Origin of the sequence: Brevibacillus antibioticus, assembly GCF_005217615.1 — a bacterium.
In the GTDB taxonomy this organism is placed as follows: domain Bacteria; phylum Bacillota; class Bacilli; order Brevibacillales; family Brevibacillaceae; genus Brevibacillus; species Brevibacillus antibioticus.
This window is the reverse complement of sequence record NZ_SZNK01000001.1, coordinates 5,946,774-5,963,673: the sequence shown is the minus strand read 5'-3', so window position 1 is coordinate 5,963,673 and position 16,900 is coordinate 5,946,774. Positions and strand designations below refer to the sequence as shown.

21 protein-coding genes are annotated in these 16,900 nt (G+C 44.6%); 12 read left to right on the top strand and 9 right to left on the bottom strand.

The window, feature by feature from the left end; all coding sequences use genetic code 11:
* Positions 1-11 precede the first annotated feature (11 nt).
* The 4 genes from E8L90_RS28665 to E8L90_RS28650 form a co-directional block, all read right to left on the bottom strand.
* The gene (locus E8L90_RS28665; RefSeq protein ID WP_137032858.1) at positions 12-1,553 is read right to left on the bottom strand and encodes a flotillin family protein; all 1,542 of its coding nucleotides are present in this window, start codon (positions 1,551-1,553) and stop codon (positions 12-14) included.
* Positions 1,553-2,092: an NfeD family membrane protein gene (locus E8L90_RS28660; protein WP_137032856.1), complete on the bottom strand. Its 540-nt coding sequence runs from the start codon at positions 2,090-2,092 to the stop codon at positions 1,553-1,555. The genes E8L90_RS28665 and E8L90_RS28660 overlap by 1 nt, the downstream gene beginning before the upstream one ends.
* A gap of 260 nt (positions 2,093-2,352) precedes the next feature.
* Positions 2,353-2,817: an NUDIX domain-containing protein gene (locus tag E8L90_RS28655; protein ID WP_026133939.1), complete on the bottom strand. Its 465-nt coding sequence runs from the start codon at positions 2,815-2,817 to the stop codon at positions 2,353-2,355.
* A gap of 16 nt (positions 2,818-2,833) precedes the next feature.
* Positions 2,834-3,370: a suppressor of fused domain protein gene (locus tag E8L90_RS28650; protein WP_137032851.1), complete on the bottom strand. Its 537-nt coding sequence runs from the start codon at positions 3,368-3,370 to the stop codon at positions 2,834-2,836.
* A gap of 297 nt (positions 3,371-3,667) precedes the next feature.
* Here E8L90_RS28650 and E8L90_RS28645 point away from each other — a divergent pair, with 297 nt between their 5' ends.
* The 12 genes from E8L90_RS28645 (at position 3,668) to E8L90_RS30000 (ending at position 11,246) form a co-directional block, all read left to right on the top strand.
* On the top strand, positions 3,668-3,985 hold the full coding sequence (locus E8L90_RS28645) for a hypothetical protein (protein ID WP_137032850.1): 318 nt from the start codon (positions 3,668-3,670) through the stop codon (positions 3,983-3,985).
* Positions 3,986-4,098: 113 nt separating this feature from the next.
* Positions 4,099-4,413 (top strand): arsenical resistance operon transcriptional regulator ArsR, encoded by a 315-nt coding sequence (gene arsR / locus E8L90_RS28640; RefSeq protein ID WP_137032848.1) that lies wholly within the window; start codon positions 4,099-4,101, stop codon positions 4,411-4,413.
* Positions 4,414-4,478: 65 nt separating this feature from the next.
* Complete coding sequence (locus E8L90_RS28635; protein WP_137032846.1) at positions 4,479-4,880, top strand: ArsI/CadI family heavy metal resistance metalloenzyme; 402 nt, start codon at positions 4,479-4,481, stop codon at positions 4,878-4,880.
* An 18-nt stretch (positions 4,881-4,898) separates the two neighbouring features.
* The gene (gene arsB, locus E8L90_RS28630) at positions 4,899-5,948 is read left to right on the top strand and encodes an ACR3 family arsenite efflux transporter (RefSeq protein ID WP_137032844.1); all 1,050 of its coding nucleotides are present in this window, start codon (positions 4,899-4,901) and stop codon (positions 5,946-5,948) included.
* A 15-nt stretch (positions 5,949-5,963) separates the two neighbouring features.
* Positions 5,964-6,368 carry an arsenate reductase (thioredoxin) gene (gene arsC / locus E8L90_RS28625; RefSeq protein WP_137032843.1) on the top strand — a complete coding sequence of 135 codons (405 nt, stop codon included), beginning with the start codon at positions 5,964-5,966 and terminating at the stop codon, positions 6,366-6,368.
* Between the two features lie 243 nt (positions 6,369-6,611).
* Complete coding sequence (locus tag E8L90_RS28620; RefSeq protein WP_137032841.1) at positions 6,612-6,929, top strand: helix-turn-helix domain-containing protein; 318 nt, start codon at positions 6,612-6,614, stop codon at positions 6,927-6,929.
* Complete coding sequence (locus E8L90_RS28615) at positions 6,896-7,798, top strand: IS3 family transposase (protein WP_162309125.1); 903 nt, start codon at positions 6,896-6,898, stop codon at positions 7,796-7,798. Before E8L90_RS28620 ends, E8L90_RS28615 begins: the two co-directional genes overlap by 34 nt.
* 72 nt (positions 7,799-7,870) lie before the next feature.
* A complete protein-coding gene (locus E8L90_RS28610) occupies positions 7,871-8,092 on the top strand; it encodes a hypothetical protein (RefSeq protein WP_137032837.1) in 222 nt (73 codons plus the stop codon).
* A gap of 250 nt (positions 8,093-8,342) precedes the next feature.
* The gene (locus E8L90_RS28605; protein WP_137032835.1) at positions 8,343-8,624 is read left to right on the top strand and encodes a hypothetical protein; all 282 of its coding nucleotides are present in this window, start codon (positions 8,343-8,345) and stop codon (positions 8,622-8,624) included.
* 560 nt (positions 8,625-9,184) lie between these two features.
* Entirely contained in the window at positions 9,185-9,559 is a 375-nt protein-coding gene (locus E8L90_RS28600; RefSeq protein ID WP_088909200.1) for a hypothetical protein, read from the top strand.
* Between the two features lie 132 nt (positions 9,560-9,691).
* On the top strand, positions 9,692-10,798 hold the full coding sequence (locus E8L90_RS28595) for a DUF418 domain-containing protein (RefSeq protein WP_137032833.1): 1,107 nt from the start codon (positions 9,692-9,694) through the stop codon (positions 10,796-10,798).
* Between the two features lie 202 nt (positions 10,799-11,000).
* Complete coding sequence (locus E8L90_RS30000) at positions 11,001-11,246, top strand: hypothetical protein (protein WP_088909202.1); 246 nt, start codon at positions 11,001-11,003, stop codon at positions 11,244-11,246.
* Positions 11,247-11,327: 81 nt separating this feature from the next.
* Here the strand turns inward: E8L90_RS30000 and sufB are convergent, their stop codons facing one another.
* From sufB to sufC, 5 genes are read right to left on the bottom strand one after another with little or no spacing between them, the layout of a single operon-like run.
* Entirely contained in the window at positions 11,328-12,725 is a 1,398-nt protein-coding gene (sufB, locus tag E8L90_RS28590; protein ID WP_017251432.1) for a Fe-S cluster assembly protein SufB, read from the bottom strand.
* 39 nt (positions 12,726-12,764) lie between these two features.
* Positions 12,765-13,202, bottom strand: a complete 438-nt coding sequence (gene sufU, locus E8L90_RS28585) for a Fe-S cluster assembly sulfur transfer protein SufU (protein WP_007726380.1) — start codon at positions 13,200-13,202, stop codon at positions 12,765-12,767.
* A complete protein-coding gene (locus E8L90_RS28580; protein ID WP_048034590.1) occupies positions 13,189-14,415 on the bottom strand; it encodes a cysteine desulfurase in 1,227 nt (408 codons plus the stop codon). The genes sufU and E8L90_RS28580 overlap by 14 nt, the downstream gene beginning before the upstream one ends.
* Entirely contained in the window at positions 14,415-15,713 is a 1,299-nt protein-coding gene (gene sufD / locus E8L90_RS28575) for a Fe-S cluster assembly protein SufD (RefSeq protein ID WP_137032831.1), read from the bottom strand. Before sufD ends, E8L90_RS28580 begins: the two co-directional genes overlap by 1 nt.
* A gap of 21 nt (positions 15,714-15,734) precedes the next feature.
* On the bottom strand, positions 15,735-16,523 hold the full coding sequence (gene sufC / locus E8L90_RS28570) for a Fe-S cluster assembly ATPase SufC (RefSeq protein ID WP_137032829.1): 789 nt from the start codon (positions 16,521-16,523) through the stop codon (positions 15,735-15,737).
* Positions 16,524-16,900: the final 377 nt, after the last annotated feature.

Here is a 16,900-nt window from a genome sequence, read left to right as displayed (position 1 = left end):
GATCGATTTGATTATTTCTTTTCGTCCTCCAAAATAGAATCCGTCTCTACCTGAACTTTTACGGGTACAGGCTGTTGCTGTGTGGGGACGATATCACCCTTTTGCATAAAGTCTGCGATCATCTTATTCATATCCAAACCGGATACGTCTTTCAGCATCTCTGGCAGTTGGGCCATCAGCTTCGTAACATTCCCGCTCAGACGATTGACGCCATCTCCCTGACCGCCTCCTGCATCCACGATCGTTACCTTGTCGATCGCCTTCATTGGCTCGGCAATTTTCTCAGCTAACTCAGGGAGCATTTTCGCAATAATATCGAGGATTGCCGCATGACCGAATTTCTCAAATGCTTCAGCCAGCTTCTCTTTCCCTTCTGCTTCGGCTTCGAGCTTGAGGCGTGTGACTTCTGCCTCAGCGCTACCACGTGCTTTTTCAGCCTCGGCAATCGCCAAACCTTCCAGACGCTTCTGCTCCGCATTTGCTTTTGCTTCCGCTTCAATGCGGTACTTGATCGCGTCTGCTTCTCTCAGCTTCTTCGCTTTTTCCGCTTCTGCCGCCTGTTCCACAGAGTAGCGGTCGGCGTCGGCCTTTTTCTTCACTTCCGCATCATATTGCTTTTCGCGGCGAAGAATTTCTTTTTCCTCCAGCTCGATTTCCTTCTGCTTGCGGACGAGATCGACCTTCATCTCTTCTTCGGTTACCTGCTGTTTGGCCACAGCTTCTTGCAGCTTGTAGGCTTGGTCCGCGCTCGCCTTCGCTTTGTCCTGCTCTTGCTTAAACGCCGCTACCTTCAGCTCTTTTTCCTTTTCAGCTTCGGCAATGTTCGTTTCCTTCAACAGCTCTGCCTTGCGTGCCTCTTCCTCTGCCTGCGCCTGCTTGATCCGCGCTTCCTTGTCCGCATCAGCCTGCGAGATGGTCGCATCGCGCTTCACTGCAGCGATTTGCGGTATTCCAAGGGCAGCTAAATAGCCATTTTTGTCCCGGACATCCTTGATCGTGAAGCTGACAACGGACAGCCCCATTTTCTTCAAATCCTTTGTCGCTACCGATTGCACCTCTTGCGCGAATCGCTCACGGTTCTTGTAAATTTCCTCTACCGTCATACTGCCGAGGATTGCCCGCAAATAGCCTTCGAGTACTTCCTGTGCTTCTGTGCGCAGTGCCTCGTCACTCTTGCCCATGAATTGCTCGGATGCAGTCGCGATATCTTCAATCGAGCCGCCTACCTTGATGATCGCTACGCCATCTGCCATGACAGGAACACCCTGCTCGGTATATACCTCAGGCGTCGATACGTCCAGCTTATGAGACAGAAGACTCAGAAAGTTTGCTTGTTGAAAAATAGGGAGGATAAATGCGCCGCCTCCGCGGACGATCTTCATTTTGCGTCCAGATTCGTCACTGAGTACGTTTTTCGAGCCGAGATAGCTACCCGTCACGATCATGGCTTCATCTGCACCCACTGTTTTGTAACGGGCCCAAAAGGCAATACCCAAAACAAGAAAGACTGCAACGACAACACCTACTACCGTCAAAACGCCGGGATCTAACATCACTTCTCATCTCCTTCGCCAGATTCAGTGTAAAAGGGGATCACATACAAGACATGGTCACGCACTTCGACTACGACGACACGGGTTCCTTGCGAGATAATCTCGCCCTCAAGACTCGCCGCCATATGGTAAGTAGTTCCACTAATCATCGGCAGCAACACTTCTCCCAGTCCTTCTGATGGGATCGTCGTCCCGACTTCCCCTAGCTTTCCCCCTAATTGACTCATGGAATAGCTCGTGGAATTTTCTGCATGGCTCATCGGCTTTACCCACAGGAAGTAAGAGGCAAGAGCCAAAGCGATGCCAATGACAGCAGCCAGCATCAACACGACAAGCGCACCAAGCGCAGTGTATCGAGATAGCAGATACCCCGCTCCACCAAAGGCAGTCATGCCACTGACCAACAAAATGGGCTGTGCAAAAGGCAGATGCAGATGTCCCAGCCAATCCGAGAGCGTATCGCCAAACAACAGCGAGATGAGCGTGTAGATTAGACCAAGTACAAGGCAGACCATGAAGACGGTTTCAAGTACGCCCACGACTGTTCCCCCTTTCTAAAATTGCCTCTATAGTGCATACGAGTGAGGTGGAAATTAGTTTCATAAATAAGGAAATAATCCCTTTTCTTATCGCTTTTTCTGTTGAAGGACTCTCTGGATACGGCGAATTCCTTCCTCGATATTTGCCGGGCACTCCCACGAATAGGTGAGTAGCAGCCTGCCCGCTTCCGCTCGGCAAAAAGCGTAAGTAAAAAAAACACCGCTCCTCTTCACTAAGAAAAGGGCGGTGTCTTTCGTTTTTATTCTGCTCGGCTCAGCATATTTCCCAAGTACATCGGTTGATAAGTGGGATCAGACAAGACTTGCTTGACTTGATCCGGGCGTGTCTTGTGGTCGTTCGGCAGTTGCTTCCACTCGTCTAGCGTGACCCAGCCAGCCCATTCGATTTCTTCGTCGACGATACCACCTGGCGTAGGGTTCGTCTCTTCACCGACGAGCTTCGCCAAAACTCCTACTCCGACTGTATGCTTTCCGTTTCCTTCCTGATCGATCCGATCGTCTATCCAGATCAATCGCTCCATTTCCACGAGGAGTCCGGTCTCTTCCATCACTTCTCTTTTCGCCGCGTCTGGAATCGCTTCTAAATACTCTACGATTCCCCCTGGCAGGTTGTAAAAGATGCCCCGTTGTGTCTGCTCACGGATGAGAAGGACTTTCCCTTCGTGTTCCACTACTACGGTGACTCTCAAGCGAATCGCTGACATTTCGCTCGCTCCCTTCTCAGATGGCAGGTGTACGCGTAACATTCAGGGAATCGACACCGGAGTGCGCCAACCATTCCTGTAATGCCATAAGTCCATATTGTTCCAAGAACTTTGCTTCAGAATCCGCGATTGCATGAAGCATCATGAACCTGATTACGTCCTTGCCGTTTGTATAATATTCAAGTCCAGCCTCTTCATAATAGGCAGGGGTCAGTACCATATGATTCAAAACCGATTTTTCCACGATTGTATCCCCGAGCGAAAAGATGCTCCCAGACTCCATACGGGTAGATTGACTCTCCCATTGACGAATTACCTGGGCTGCTACTCTTGCCAAATGCGTGATCATTCTCTGCTCGAACTGATAGGAATAAACGAGGTACTCCGTTGCAACCATTTTGTGTAGCTCAAGCGTAGCATACGTCCACCATCCTCGCTTGCGCGTAGCCGGATAGACGGCTATCAGGATATCCGCATCTTCCGATTGATACAGATCGCCTTGACTCCCAAAAAAGCGGTGGCAATGATCCATTAATTGCTTTACTACTATCATATGTGTAACCCCGCTCCAGTAAGTATGAAAACCTCTTACGACTGCCTGCTCATAGAAGAGCAACTGCTGTGGAAAGGTTTGTGCTCGCCCGAAAAAAGCATGCCTGGATACGTAGGCATACTTCGTTGATGGTGGGCAGCGTTATCTTGTATATACGAACATTTTATCATTGAGTAGAGCGAATGTACATGTTTGAACACGCACAAAAAGCCCATACGATTAGATTACTGTTACCTTTTTCCATCCCCTCTCGTCTTGTTAATAGCAATTCCACTTTTCAGGAGGAATCAGGCACTTATGAAAAACAAGACAGCTTGTCTCGTCCTTTCTATTAGTCAAAGCGTATATGCCATTTTCTTATTGGCTTGGGTAATTTCTGTTTTTTTTACCATTGTGCTTCTACCTGAAGATGAATATGATACTGGAGCGCCAGAGGTGTTCTATACGATCCTATCGTATCCGCTTGTACTACTTGCCTCAGCGATGGGCAGTTGGTACTACTATCACAAGTTGAAATTCAAAACGAGTTACGCACTCAACGCCATTCCTTTACTTTGGGTCATTCCGATGGCGGCATTTATGATCTTATTGTGGAAATTCAGTTTGTCTACGTAGATAAGCCCTCCACGGAAGAATAATTTGCCGTCTTAACCACCATGTTGCATTATCATGGAAGCTGTGCATATAATAAATGCATCAAAAAAAATTGATGAATGAGGTCGTAATCCATGAATGACATCAAGCAAAAGTTGGAGCTATATGAGAAAAAATTCAAAGCTCTCGCTGATCAGAAACGTTTAGAAATTATGTATGAGCTTTGTCAGAGAGGAAAAACATGCGTGTGTGATCTCACTGAAATTTTTGACATGCCTCAATCCAAGTTATCTTACCATCTCAAAATCTTATTGGACGCCAATCTGATTATAAAAGAGACGAAAGGTACATGGAGCTACTATGATTTAAATGATGGCGAAGTGAATCATCTGTTATCGGAAGAGCTTTGTTGTATTTTCAGGAAAACAGGTAAAGGAAGCTGCTGCTAATTTTTTTAGACATTATATCAATTTTTTTTGATTAATAGAATATAAATTAAAGGAGGAAGATGAAAATGAAGTATGTGCACGTTGGGATTAACGTTACCAATCTTGAGAAATCTATTGAGTTCTATCAGAAAGTTTTTGGGGTTAATCCAGTAAAGGTAAAACCTGATTACGCTAAATTCCTGCTTGAAACCCCTGGATTAAACTTTACCTTAAATGCTAGGGACGCGGTTAGCGGAAATCAAGTCAACCACTTCGGATTCCAGGTTGCAACTGCAAATGAAATCCTGACTCATAAGGAAAGACTAGAAAAAGAAGGCTTTTTCGCTCGTGACGAGATGGATACGACATGTTGTTATGCCGTTCAGAATAAATTTTGGGTTACTGATCCAGACGGTAATGAGTGGGAATTTTTCTACACAAAGTCTGACAGTGACGTTCATAAAATTGAATCCACATCTTGCTGCTAAGACAAAGTAGGAGGCCCAATGAAACAATTATCATTTTTAGATCGCTTCTTGACCCTTTGGATCTTCCTTGCTATGGCAGTAGGGGTTATTATCGGAACTTTCTTTCCTACTTTCACAAATGGATTAAATAGCTTACAAATTGGTACAACATCCGTACCGCTTGCTATAGGCTTAATCCTGATGATGTACCCCCCTTTAGCTAAAGTTCGATATGAAGAAATGGGACGTGTATTTAAAGACCTTAAGGTTCTTGTGCTATCCCTCATTCAAAACTGGGTTATAGGGCCGGTTTTGATGTTTTTATTAGCCATCATTTTCTTGCCAGATAAACCTGAATATATGGTGGGTCTGATCATGATTGGATTGGCACGTTGTATTGCCATGGTAATTGTGTGGAATGACCTCGCAAAAGGTGATGCAGAATATGCTGCTGGACTTGTGGCTTTCAATTCTGTGTTTCAGATGCTTTTTTTTTCGATATATACGTATGTCTTTGTCACCGTAATTCCGGAATGGCTTGGTATTCAGGGTGCAGTCATTAGCATTACGATGGCGGAAGTAGCAAAATCGGTGTTTATTTACCTGGGTATTCCTTTTCTTGCAGGGATGCTGACACGCTTTACTTTTGTAAAAGTGAAAGGCAGATATTGGTATGAAAAAGTGTTCATCCCAAAAATTAGCCCTATGACTCTGATTGCCTTACTCTTTACCATCATTGTCATGTTCTCAACACAAGGAGAAAACATCCTAAGCGTTCCACTTGATGTTGTTTGCATCGCGATTCCACTTCTCATCTATTTCATTTTAATGTTCTTTATCTCTTTCTATATGGGTAAAAAGATTGGCGCTAATTATCCGGTTACTACGACGCTTGCTTTCACAGCGGGAAGTAATAACTTTGAATTAGCTATCGCTGTAGCAGTCGGGGTGTTTGGAATTCATTCAGGTGCCGCCTTTGCAGCCGTCATCGGTCCTCTTGTTGAAGTTCCTGTGATGATTGCATTGGTTCATGTAGCTTTATGGTTCAAGCGCAAATATTTTAGCAGCACATTTTCTAATGAAAACTGAAAAGGTGTGTACATCATGGAAAACAAAAAAACAATTTACTTTTTGTGTACAGGAAATTCTTGTCGCAGCCAAATGGCAGAAGCATGGGGAAAGAAATACTTGGGTACCATGTGGAATGTTTTATCTGCTGGGATTGAAGCCCATGGTGTGAATCCAAATGCCGTTCGAGCGATGAGAGAAGTTGGCATAGACATTTCCCATCAAACATCAGATGTCATAGATCCAAATATTTTAAACAAGGCCGATCTAATCGTGACACTATGCAGCCATGCAGATTCTGTTTGCCCAACCACTCCTACTCATGTAAAACGTGTCCATTGGGGATTTGACGATCCGGCGGGAAAAGAATGGTCTGAGTTTCAACGAGTTCGTGATGAAATTGGCGCGCATATTAAGAATTTTAGCGAGACAGGAGAATAAATTTCATCCCCTCCATCATAGGATGGGATGGCTCCACAGAGTCACCTTCTACGTGATCGCCTGGTAAAAAAACGATTATGATCAAGATCAAAAGCCCTCCCCCGGATTGTTGGTCAAGACCCCATTTAGTAGACATTGAAATAAGCCCTAGGCTATAAGCTGACGTCGGTATTTGATATTATCCCCCTTTAGGTAGACAGTTAAGAGATTGACTCTTACTGTTAATTTGGAGGGGATTTTTTCATGAAAAGATTACAACATACTCATTCAGCTATATCGAAATATAAAGCAGTTCAGATGTATCTTGAATGTGGTTTAGGCTATAAACGCGTTGCTAAAGAGTTGAATATTCCAGAGGCTTCAATAAGACGCTGGGTTAAATACTACGAAAATGAAGGCATGGCTGGGCTAGAAGAGAAACGTGGGAAATCAAAAGGTTTGAACAAAGGCAGGCCGAGAAAGGACCCTCTGAGCCCTGAAGAGGAATTAATTAGATTACGCGCGGAAAATGAATACTTAAAAAAGCTTTGGGCGCTTCAAAGGGGGGAAAGAAAACCGTAAGTAAAATCGCCCAATATGCCGTTGTAGAGCAACTCTCAGTCAATGGATATAGTATCTCAATGCTTTGTGAAATCGCTCATGTATCCAGAAGTGGATTTTACAAATGGCAGCGAAGACGTGGTACACCTTCGTCTAAACAACTGGAGGATCAATTTTTAAAAGAAAAGATATTAGAAGGGCATCAACGCTTACGTGGCATCTTAGGATATCCTCGAATGCAAATTTGGGTGAAGAAGACGTATGGTATACATGCAAACCATAAAAGGATTTATCGTTTAATGAAACAAATGGGGATACAAGCTCAGATCCGCAAGAAGAAAAGGTTTTATGGCAAAAAGGAAGTTTGTGTCGTTTCTGATAATGTTTTAAACCGAGAGTTCCATGCAACCTGTCCAAATGAAAAATGGGTTACGGATATTACTTATATTCCGTATAAACAGAAAAACCTATACCTGTCCGCTATATGTGATCTATTCAACAACGAAATCATTGCTTTCCACCTTAGTGCCAGGAATGACTTACAACTAGTGATTGATACATTGGAAAAAGCTCGAAATGTACGCGAAACAAAAGGTGTCCTCCTCCATAGTGACCAGGGGTATCAGTATACTTCTAGGCATTTTAGTAAACTTCTGAAACACTACAAGATGAAAGCAAGTATGTCTCGAAAGGGCAACTGTTTGGATAACGCCTGTATAGAGAGTTTTTTTGGACATTTTAAATCAGAGTGCCTATACATACAGTCTTTTGAATCTGAAGAGGCGCTCAAAACCGCTATAGATGAGTACATACGGTTTTATAATTACGAAAGGTTTCAGGCAAAATTAAACAACCTTAGTCCGGTGGAATACCGTACCAAGGTTGCTTAGGACCTATCAGTTTTAAGGCTGTCTACTTGACGGGGGTAAATATCATTCCAGTGCGAAGGGTGGTCAGTTCGGATGTCTAGAAAGCGTAGGTATTACCGCGAGGATCGAAGACGGCCTGAATACCTGGAGGAGGATGACTGGGAAGATGACGAGGATAATCCCGGCGACATTGATCGATCGGTACGGAAAACGTCTTGGGGGCTGCTGGCTGTATTGAGTTTCGGCGTGCTCCTCTCGATTGCTCAAGCCCTATACGTTCCCTCTGGACCATTGCCAGCAGGTGACGTCGAGTAGTTTCGGTCAGTCGTGGACGTCTTCAAGCAGAAGAGATAGGCACAGGGCGGGTAGTGAACTTAGACGATCAGAACCTTGTTAGAGCAGCTCTTGATGAGACGATAAAGCGCGGTGACGTCATCCATAGGTGATGGGCGTTGTGCAGCGCTACATATCCTCTGCTGCTTGCGTGGGGAACTCTCAGTGTGCAGTGTGCGGAATGATGTTTAATTTTAGGACGATTTTGAATTGAGACTAGGAGGGGAGAAGCGTGGATATCGGGGAAACGCATGTAGAGCTGCCGCGAGTGTCATCGACTCATTCACGAGTGATGTATGGAAACTTGATTCAGATTGCAGATAATCTCGACTTCCGGAATCCCATATTCAACGGTCGGGCGAAACGAAATCGGTCATTAGGGAGTGCCCAGGCGTTTGTAGTTGAGCTGGCACTTGCAGACCAGTCGTTTCGGGAGAAACTGAAACGCTACATGATCAATGGTGGAACACAGTTTATTTATACCTCGGATTACATGGATAGGTATTTGAAATGAAGAAAATCAGTCCTTTCGGATTCCCGCTTCCCGGTTCGTTCCAGATCGATAGGGGTACAGCCGAGATACGTGTAATTTTGGGTCACAGTCTTACAATAAGTGGTAATTGTGGTTTTTCAGAGCAATTTCAAAAAGTAAGTTTTATGACACAATAAAAATTAGCTGAAATTGGCGTCTCATAAAGTAGCTTATCTTAATTTGCCACATGTCTCTTTCCTAAAGCACTTTATGACATAGCTGAAAAATGCGATTAAATCAACACATGAAGCTGTGCGTATGTATACCCTATAGATACCGTCTATAGACCATCACCAGACCATTACAAGACCCTCTATATTCTATTATCTTAAGTGCCGGGGGTATTGTGAAATGTCTTTTGCTACTGTCTAAAACTAGAAATAAAATATAGGTGAAACTTCCATGAGGTCTGTGATAGTTCTATAAACTATAAAAAACTTCACAAATTAGATAAAATTGTAAATTAATACAGTATTGACAATTTTATTACTATGATGCATTCTATCTATTGTAAGAATTGGAAATTTAAGGAGGTTTTAAAAATGAAGAAACAATTAGTCGCATTACTTTCCGCTACAGCTATTTTAGCTAGTGCATCTCCTTCTTTTGCTGCTACAACAGATGTAGTTACCACTAAGGAGGCTGCTACAACAGATGTAGTTACCACTAAGGAGGCTGCTACAACTGAAAAATCAACTCAACAAGTTAAACCACTAGATGACTACATTCGTGTTTCATTGGTAGTAAATACTCCTTACACACTATCTGGTGACGATGTTGACATCATCACTGGTAGTAGCAGCAATGTTGAAATTGACGGCAAAATTATCAAATTCACTGCAGCAGGAACTTATGTGATTCAAGTAAATGGTTGGTTTGATGATGATGAATATATTTTCACTGTAACCGCAAAGTAAGTCAAAAACGAAATAACACAGGCCCCCTGTGGTTTACTAAGAAGGGGATCTGTGTTATTTCATTATTGAAGGTATCGCTACATTTCGATTAGGCAGTGAATATATCCATTCTTCAAGAGAGGAAGGAAGCAAGTGAATGCTCAACAAGTTACTAAACAGGATCGTATTTCATCTATTGACATTATTCGTGGTCTAGCTCTTTTTTTTATACTTCTAGTTAATATGCCTGATTTTTATATGGATTTTTCAAAAATTGTAGAACCTCAGACTGAAGATGCTTGGCTAAGACTCTCCTATGATCTATTTATTCAAAGGAAATTCTTCACTATTTTTTCTTTTTTGTTTGGTATTGGGTTTTATATTTTTATGTCCCGAGCCGAAGAAAAAGGTGAGAAACGGATATATCTTTTATTTATACGTCGTCTTCTAGCGCTACTTATCTTTGGGTTCATACACCACATGATTTGGCAAGGAGATATTCTTAGAGACTATGCGGTATCTGGCATTCTGTTATTGCCTTTCTATAATAGAAAGCCTACAACTATATTCACGTGGGTAGCTGCGTTAATAGTTATTCATTTTACGGCTACAGTTTATTGTATGATTTATTTCCTTATGCCTAATGATGGCCTTCATATGTTTAGTGCAATCTCCTTTTTCACAGGAACAAAGTTTCAGATATGCATAATGTTTCTATTGGGACTCTATGTTGGAAAAATTCGTATTTTTACACGTGTATCTCAATCATCTTTGTTGATCCGTAGGGTACAAGTAGTATCACTAATAATCAGCCTGCCTCTTTTATATGGAATTATATGGACACACCCTGCAATATTATTAGGCTCAACCAAACTCCAAAATCATGCTAATCTACAAACTTTATTTGTCAATTGCAGTGGGATTCCTCTAGCGTTGCTCTATCTCTCGACTCTCGTTTTTATACTTGAAAAAAAACGAGCCCAGCGATGCTTGCAACCAATTCGAAGTGTTGGACAAATGGCACTCACCAATTACTTACTTCAAACGACAATAGCTATGGTCATAGCTAAAGTTTTTGGTGTTAATATAAGCAACTCACTAACAAAAGATCTATTTATTTCAATTGGGATATATGTAATCCAGATGGTTTTTAGTGTTCTTTGGTTAAAATCATTTCAACACGGTCCGATGGAGTTACTGTGGCGAATTCTTACTTATGGACGCATAAGAAATAAGGTTTCTCAAACACACGTTAATTAAAGGGGAGGGGGAAGTCTGGCACAGTTTCTCTAGATACCCTGAAGAAGGGGGGAAAAATCAGAACGCAAATTTGCAATTTTCACACATAGGTACTGGATTGTGCGGAACCTTCTACCATAATGTTTTAAAATCGAAAATAATCGGATGGGAGTGTATGATATTGCCATCCGATTATTTATTGATGTGTATAGGGAGGGAAGTTATGTTCATACTTGTCCGGTTTATTATTCATGGTATCTTAGGAGTTGCATTAATGGTTGCAATAAGGAATCACACATTCGTGAATACAATGGAGATAGCATTGATAGCGCTTCTACTATCTTTTTCTGCTATTTCTCTGTTTTTAGACTATAGACAAGAAAAAGGGATGACAGGAAAATTCCAAGGAGCTTTGTTTTCGCATACAGGCGTGAATGCGTTTGTTATTTTTCAATACTTCCTTTTTTAAAAGTCCACTTATTAGAATCGGGTGTAATAAAAAATACGTGTCTGAACGAATCAGACACGTATTTTTACGTTATCGAAATAATTATCCGATAGAACCTTCCATCTCGAACTTAATGAGACGGTTCATCTCTACCGCGTACTCCATCGGCAATTCTTTTGTGAATGGCTCGATGAAGCCCATTACGATCATCTCAGTCGCTTCTGCTTCTGACAAACCGCGGCTCATCAGGTAGAAGAGCTGATCTTCGGATACTTTGGATACAGTCGCCTCGTGCTCAAGGGTGATGCTATCGTTCATGATCTCGTTGTACGGGATCGTGTCGGACGTGGACAGTTTATCCAGAATCAGCGTATCGCACTTGATGTTGGACTTAGAGCCTTCCGATTTGCGTCCAAACTGGGACAGACCACGGTAGGTTACTTTTCCGCCATCACGGGAAATCGACTTGGAAATGATCGTCGATGTGCAATCTGGCGCCAGGTGAATCATTTTCGCACCTGCGTCTTGGTGTTGTCCTTTTCCTGCTACTGCAATGGAGAGAACAGTACCTTTTGCGCGAGGTCCTTTCATGATAACCGCTGGGTATTTCATCGTCAGCTTGGAACCGATGTTACCATCGATCCATTCCATGTTCGCATCCGCGTAAGCAACCGCACGTTTGGTAACGAGGTTGTATACGTTGTTGGACCAGTTTTGGATCGTGGTGTAACGGCAACGCGCGCGTTCTTTTACGATGATTTCTACAACAGCGGAGTGTAAGGAATCCGTGCTGTAGATTGGAGCTGTACAGCCCTCTACATAGTGAACGAAGGAATCTTCATCGGCGATGATCAGCGTACGCTCGAATTGCCCCATGTTCTCGGAGTTAATACGGAAGTATGCTTGCAGCGGAGTTTCCACTTTTACGCCTTTTGGTACGTAAATGAAGGAGCCACCGGACCATACTGCCGAGTTCAGTGCAGAAAATTTGTTGTCTGCTGGAGGAATCACTGTCGCGAAGTATTCCTTCACGATTTCCGGGTGCAGCTTTACTGCGGAATCCATGTCGCAGAAAAGAACGCCCAGTTTTTCCAGGTCTTCCTGCATGTTGTGGTAAACAACCTCAGATTCGTACTGAGCAGATACACCAGCGAGGAACTTTTGCTCTGCTTCTGGAATACCCAGCTTGTCAAAGGTTGCCTTGATTTCTTCCGGTACCTCATCCCAGCTACGGCCTTGCTTTTCAGAAGGCTTTACGTAGTAGGTGATGCTGTCAAAATCGAGGTCATCCAGATCGCCGCCCCATTTTGGCATCGGCATGCTGTTGAAGATGTCCAGCGATTTCAAACGGAATTCCAGCATCCAAGCTGGCTCATCCTTGATCTTCGAAATTTCTTCGACGATCTCGCGGGTTAAACCCTTTTTCGTACGGAATACAGAAACGTCTTTATCGTGGAAACCGTACTGGTACTCCTGTATTTCTGGGCCTTTAACAGCCATCGTTGCTCACTCCTTCTTGTTCATGTCCCTTACCTATCCCTATTCCTGCTCCGCCTGTTTGACACCTTGCTCCAATGCTTTCCAAGCCAATGTCGCGCACTTGATTCGCGCTGGGAACTTGGCTACGCCAGACAAGGCTTCGATATCACCAAGATCAATCGAGTCATCGATTTCTTTGCCTTGCATCATATCAGAGAATTTCTGCGACAGCTCCAGTGCCTCTGCTACTGGCTTGCCTTTGACAGCATCCGTCATCATGGATGCAGATGACATACTGATTGAGCAGCCTTCACCGAGAAACTTCGCGTCAACCACCTTGCCGTCCTCCACTTTCAAGGAGAGCGAGATGCTGTCGCCACAGGTCGGGTTATTCAAATTCACAATGAGTCCGTCGGATTCTTCCAGCTTTCCGCGGTTGCGCGGTTTCTGGTAGTGATCCATAATGACGCGGCGGTATAAATCATCAAGAGAAGACATTGCCGAAATACTCCTTCGTCTTCTTCAAGCCCGCGATCAGTACATCTACCTCTTCTTCTGTGTTGTACAGGTAGAAGCTTGCCCGAGCGGTAGCCGTCACATTCAGCCAACGCATCAGCGGTTGTGCGCAATGATGACCGGCACGAACTGCGATTCCGTAACTGTCCAGCACCGTCGCCAGGTCATGCGGATGTACTGTATCCAGGTTGAATGTAATTAAACAGCTGCGGTCCTGCTGTGGGCCGTAAATCTTCAATCCTTCGATCTCGCGCATTTGTTCCATCGCGTATTTCACGAGATGCTTTTCATGACGCTCGATATTGTCCATTCCGATCTCTTCTAAAAAGTCAATCGCTGCTCCCAATCCGATAGCTCCTGCGATGATCGGAGTTCCTCCCTCAAATTTCCAAGGAAGCTCCTTCCACGTGGAATCGTACATATCCACGTAGTCGATCATTTCTCCGCCGAACTCCATCGGCTCCACACGCTCCAACACCTCACGCTTGCCGTACAGGACACCTACGCCTGTCGGGCCAGCCATCTTATGTGCCGAAAACGTATAAAAATCGCAATCCAAATCCTGGACGTCGATTTTCTTGTGTGGAGCACCCTGCGCGCCGTCAACAAATAGAAGTGCACCATGCTGATGGGCGATTTGGGCAATTTCCTTGATTGGGGTAGTATCCCCCAATACGTTGGAAACATGGTGAATAGCAACGAGTTTGGTATTGTCCGTAATGGTTTCCTTGACCGCTTCCAGAGTAACGGTGCCGTCCTCTGCCAGCGGAATGAACTTAAAAGTCGCTCCGGTCGCCTTGGCTGCCTGCTGCCACGGAATGAAATTGGCGTGATGCTCCACCAATGTGGTCACGATTTCATCTCCCGGCTTAAGGAACATGCGAGCATAGCCGTACGCTACCGTATTACAAGCAGATGTCGTACCACGCGTAAAAACGATTTCTGCGGCTTCACGGGCGTTGATGAAGGCGCGAACTTTTTCACGCGCGCCCTCGTACCCATCTGTCGCTATGTTACCCAAGGTGTGCACGCCACGGTGCACATTGGAGTTATACTCCCTGTAGTATTTATCCATCGCCTCAATAACCTGAATTGGTTTTTGAGAGGTTGCACCATTGTCCAAATAAACGAGCGGATGTCCGTTTACTTCTTGGTGTAGGATGGGAAAATATTTCCGAAGCTCCTTGGCGTTCATTAGCCTAACTTCCTTTCAAGCGCCTGACGGAGTCTGTTTTTCACTTCTTCTACTGGAATCTCAGCAACAACTGGCTCCAGGAAGCCGAGAATGATCAGACGTTCTGCGCCTTGACGGGAAATACCACGGGACATCAAGTAGAAGATAGACTCTTCACTAAAACGTCCTACCGAAGCTGCGTGACCCGCTTTAACGTCATCCTCGTCGATCAACAGGATCGGGTTGGCATCACCGCGAGATTTATCGCTCAGCATCAGGATGTTTTCCGCCTGTACGCCGTTTGCCTTTTCAGCGCCTTTTTCGATTTTCGTGATACCGTTCAGGATACTCACTGCTTCATCCGTCATAACAGCCTTGCTCACCATGTCAGACTCTGTGTGCGTACCGATATGCTGAACTTGGGAAGTAAGGTTTTGGCGTTGGGAACCAGTCCCTACAGAAATGGATTTGGTCTCTGCGATCGAAGCAGTTCCCTTGAGGATGGTGGTGTTGTTGGCAACGGTATTGCCATCGTTCATCTCACCCAAAATCCATTCCATTTTTCCATCGCGCTCAACGGTTGCACGGCGGAAGCTGTAGTCGTGAACGTCTACAGACAGAGAACGTACAGAAGCGACTTGCACAGATGCGCCCGCGCCTACATATACTTCAACTAGGCTGTTCGCGACCATGCTTTTGCCTTCGCCAGATACATATGTATCCACGTAGGTTACTTTGCTGTTCGCTTCTGCCACGATCAAAACATGTGGAGCCAATAGAGCGTTGTCGCCTGCGATTTCATACACAGCTTGCAGTGGAACATCTACTTCTACGTTTTTCGGAACGTAGAGGAATACGCCACCATTCACAACTGCTGTATGCAGAGCAGTCAGCTTGTGCTCATCAAGAGCGATAACGTTCAGCAAGTATTTTTGCACGAGATCGCCATGAGTTTGCAGAGCATCAGCAAAAGTCGTGAAGATCACGCCTTGTGCCTTCAACTCATCGGATACTGCTTGAAAAACGGTAGAAGCATTTTTTTGTACCAACAGGTTTTTCACGCTGTCGACATCGATTTGTGCTTTTACCAAATCGCTGAGTTCATTCGCCGCTGCCACCTTCGCAGAGGTTTGGAACGGATCGAAATCAACGGTATTCCATTTATCAATCTTCGTTTTCTCCAAGGCAGGGAGCGCCAGCTCTCCCGCCGCCTTCAGTCCAGCGAGGCGCTTTTCCAGGAACCAGGCAGGCTCCTGATTAGCTTTGGAGTACTGGGTGATCGCCTCGGAATCGAAGCGTAGCTGTACATCCACACTCATTTCACTGCTGCCTCCTTCATCCTACACGTTGGCGTTTACGGTTTCGTCCTCGATGCCGAGCTCTTCCTTGATCCAGTCATAGCCTTCTGCCTCTAGGCGTTCAGCCAGCTCAGGACCACCGGACTTCACGATACGACCTTGCATCATGACGTGTACGAAGTCAGGCTTTACATAGTTCAGCAAACGCTGGTAGTGCGTAATAATCAAGAATCCGCGGTCTGCGGAGCGCATTTCGTTTACACCGTTCGCTACGATTTTCAATGCGTCGATGTCCAAACCGGAGTCGATTTCATCCAAAATACAGATAGCTGGCTCCAAGAGCATCATTTGCAGAATCTCGTTACGCTTTTTCTCACCACCGGAGAAACCTTCGTTCAGGTAACGGTGGGAGAAAGCCTCATCCATTTCCAGCGTGTTCATCTTTTTGTCCATCTCACGGATGAATTTCATCAGGGAGATTTCGTTTCCTTCGCCACGGCGTGCGTTGATCGCGGAACGCAGGAAGTCAGAGTTAGTTACACCGCTGATTTCGGACGGGTATTGCATCGCCAGGAACAGACCTGCACGTGCGCGCTCGTCTACTGCCATTTCCAACAAGTCTTCGTCATTGATCAGCACTTCGCCATCGGTTACCTCATATTTTGGGTGACCCATCAGCGTGGATGCCAATGTCGATTTACCGGTACCATTTGGTCCCATGATCGCGTGCACTTCGCCGCCCTTGATCTCCAAATTCAGGCCTTTGAGGATCTCTTTGTCCTCGATCTTGGCGCGAAGGTTTTTTATTTGCAAATGCGGTACTGCTGTCATCTGAATTCCCTCCATACACGTCAAAAGTGAGTTGGTAAATTCTCAATCCATTCTCAATAACTATCTTATAATAAGAATAATTATAAATCAAGGAATGAAACATATCTGTATTTTTTATATCATTATATTTAGAAAGTCCGTTTTTGCGCATGAATCCTTCTAAATATTGTTGCCTCCGCAGCATTTTTCCCTTTGTAACTTTTGTACATACATTTCCGTCTAAATTCCAGGTGCTTTTTGTAAAAAACACCACTGGATTAACGATTGCATGCCTCAGAAGAGGTCGTTTCCAAAGGATATGTCAATCTGACAGGAATGAGTCATCAGGAGTACTTCGTTATGTATCGTTATCATTCCACTGAAGGGGTCCCTTCGGA

Excerpts from the sequence above, each read along its gene's own strand:
- E8L90_RS28580 (WP_048034590.1), bottom strand. The coding sequence starts at position 14,415 with ATGAACGCCAAGGAGCTTCGGAAATATTTTCCCATCCTACACCAAGAA.
- sufU (WP_007726380.1), bottom strand. The coding sequence starts at position 13,202 with ATGTCTTCTCTTGATGATTTATACCGCCGCGTCATTATGGATCACTAC.
- E8L90_RS28600 (WP_088909200.1), top strand. The coding sequence starts at position 9,185 with ATGAAGAAACAATTAGTCGCATTACTTTCCGCTACAGCTATTTTAGCT.
- E8L90_RS30000 (WP_088909202.1), top strand. The coding sequence starts at position 11,001 with ATGTTCATACTTGTCCGGTTTATTATTCATGGTATCTTAGGAGTTGCA.
- E8L90_RS28620 (WP_137032841.1), top strand. The coding sequence starts at position 6,612 with ATGAAAAGATTACAACATACTCATTCAGCTATATCGAAATATAAAGCA.
- arsB (WP_137032844.1), top strand. The coding sequence starts at position 4,899 with ATGAAACAATTATCATTTTTAGATCGCTTCTTGACCCTTTGGATCTTC.
- sufD (WP_137032831.1), bottom strand. The coding sequence starts at position 15,713 with ATGAGTGTGGATGTACAGCTACGCTTCGATTCCGAGGCGATCACCCAG.
- E8L90_RS28665 (WP_137032858.1), bottom strand. The coding sequence starts at position 1,553 with ATGTTAGATCCCGGCGTTTTGACGGTAGTAGGTGTTGTCGTTGCAGTC.
- arsC (WP_137032843.1), top strand. The coding sequence starts at position 5,964 with ATGGAAAACAAAAAAACAATTTACTTTTTGTGTACAGGAAATTCTTGT.
- sufB (WP_017251432.1), bottom strand. The coding sequence starts at position 12,725 with ATGGCTGTTAAAGGCCCAGAAATACAGGAGTACCAGTACGGTTTCCAC.
- arsR (WP_137032848.1), top strand. The coding sequence starts at position 4,099 with ATGAATGACATCAAGCAAAAGTTGGAGCTATATGAGAAAAAATTCAAA.
- sufC (WP_137032829.1), bottom strand. The coding sequence starts at position 16,523 with ATGACAGCAGTACCGCATTTGCAAATAAAAAACCTTCGCGCCAAGATC.
- E8L90_RS28645 (WP_137032850.1), top strand. The coding sequence starts at position 3,668 with ATGAAAAACAAGACAGCTTGTCTCGTCCTTTCTATTAGTCAAAGCGTA.
- E8L90_RS28650 (WP_137032851.1), bottom strand. The coding sequence starts at position 3,370 with ATGATAGTAGTAAAGCAATTAATGGATCATTGCCACCGCTTTTTTGGG.
- E8L90_RS28655 (WP_026133939.1), bottom strand. The coding sequence starts at position 2,817 with ATGTCAGCGATTCGCTTGAGAGTCACCGTAGTAGTGGAACACGAAGGG.
- E8L90_RS28610 (WP_137032837.1), top strand. The coding sequence starts at position 7,871 with ATGTCTAGAAAGCGTAGGTATTACCGCGAGGATCGAAGACGGCCTGAA.
- E8L90_RS28635 (WP_137032846.1), top strand. The coding sequence starts at position 4,479 with ATGAAGTATGTGCACGTTGGGATTAACGTTACCAATCTTGAGAAATCT.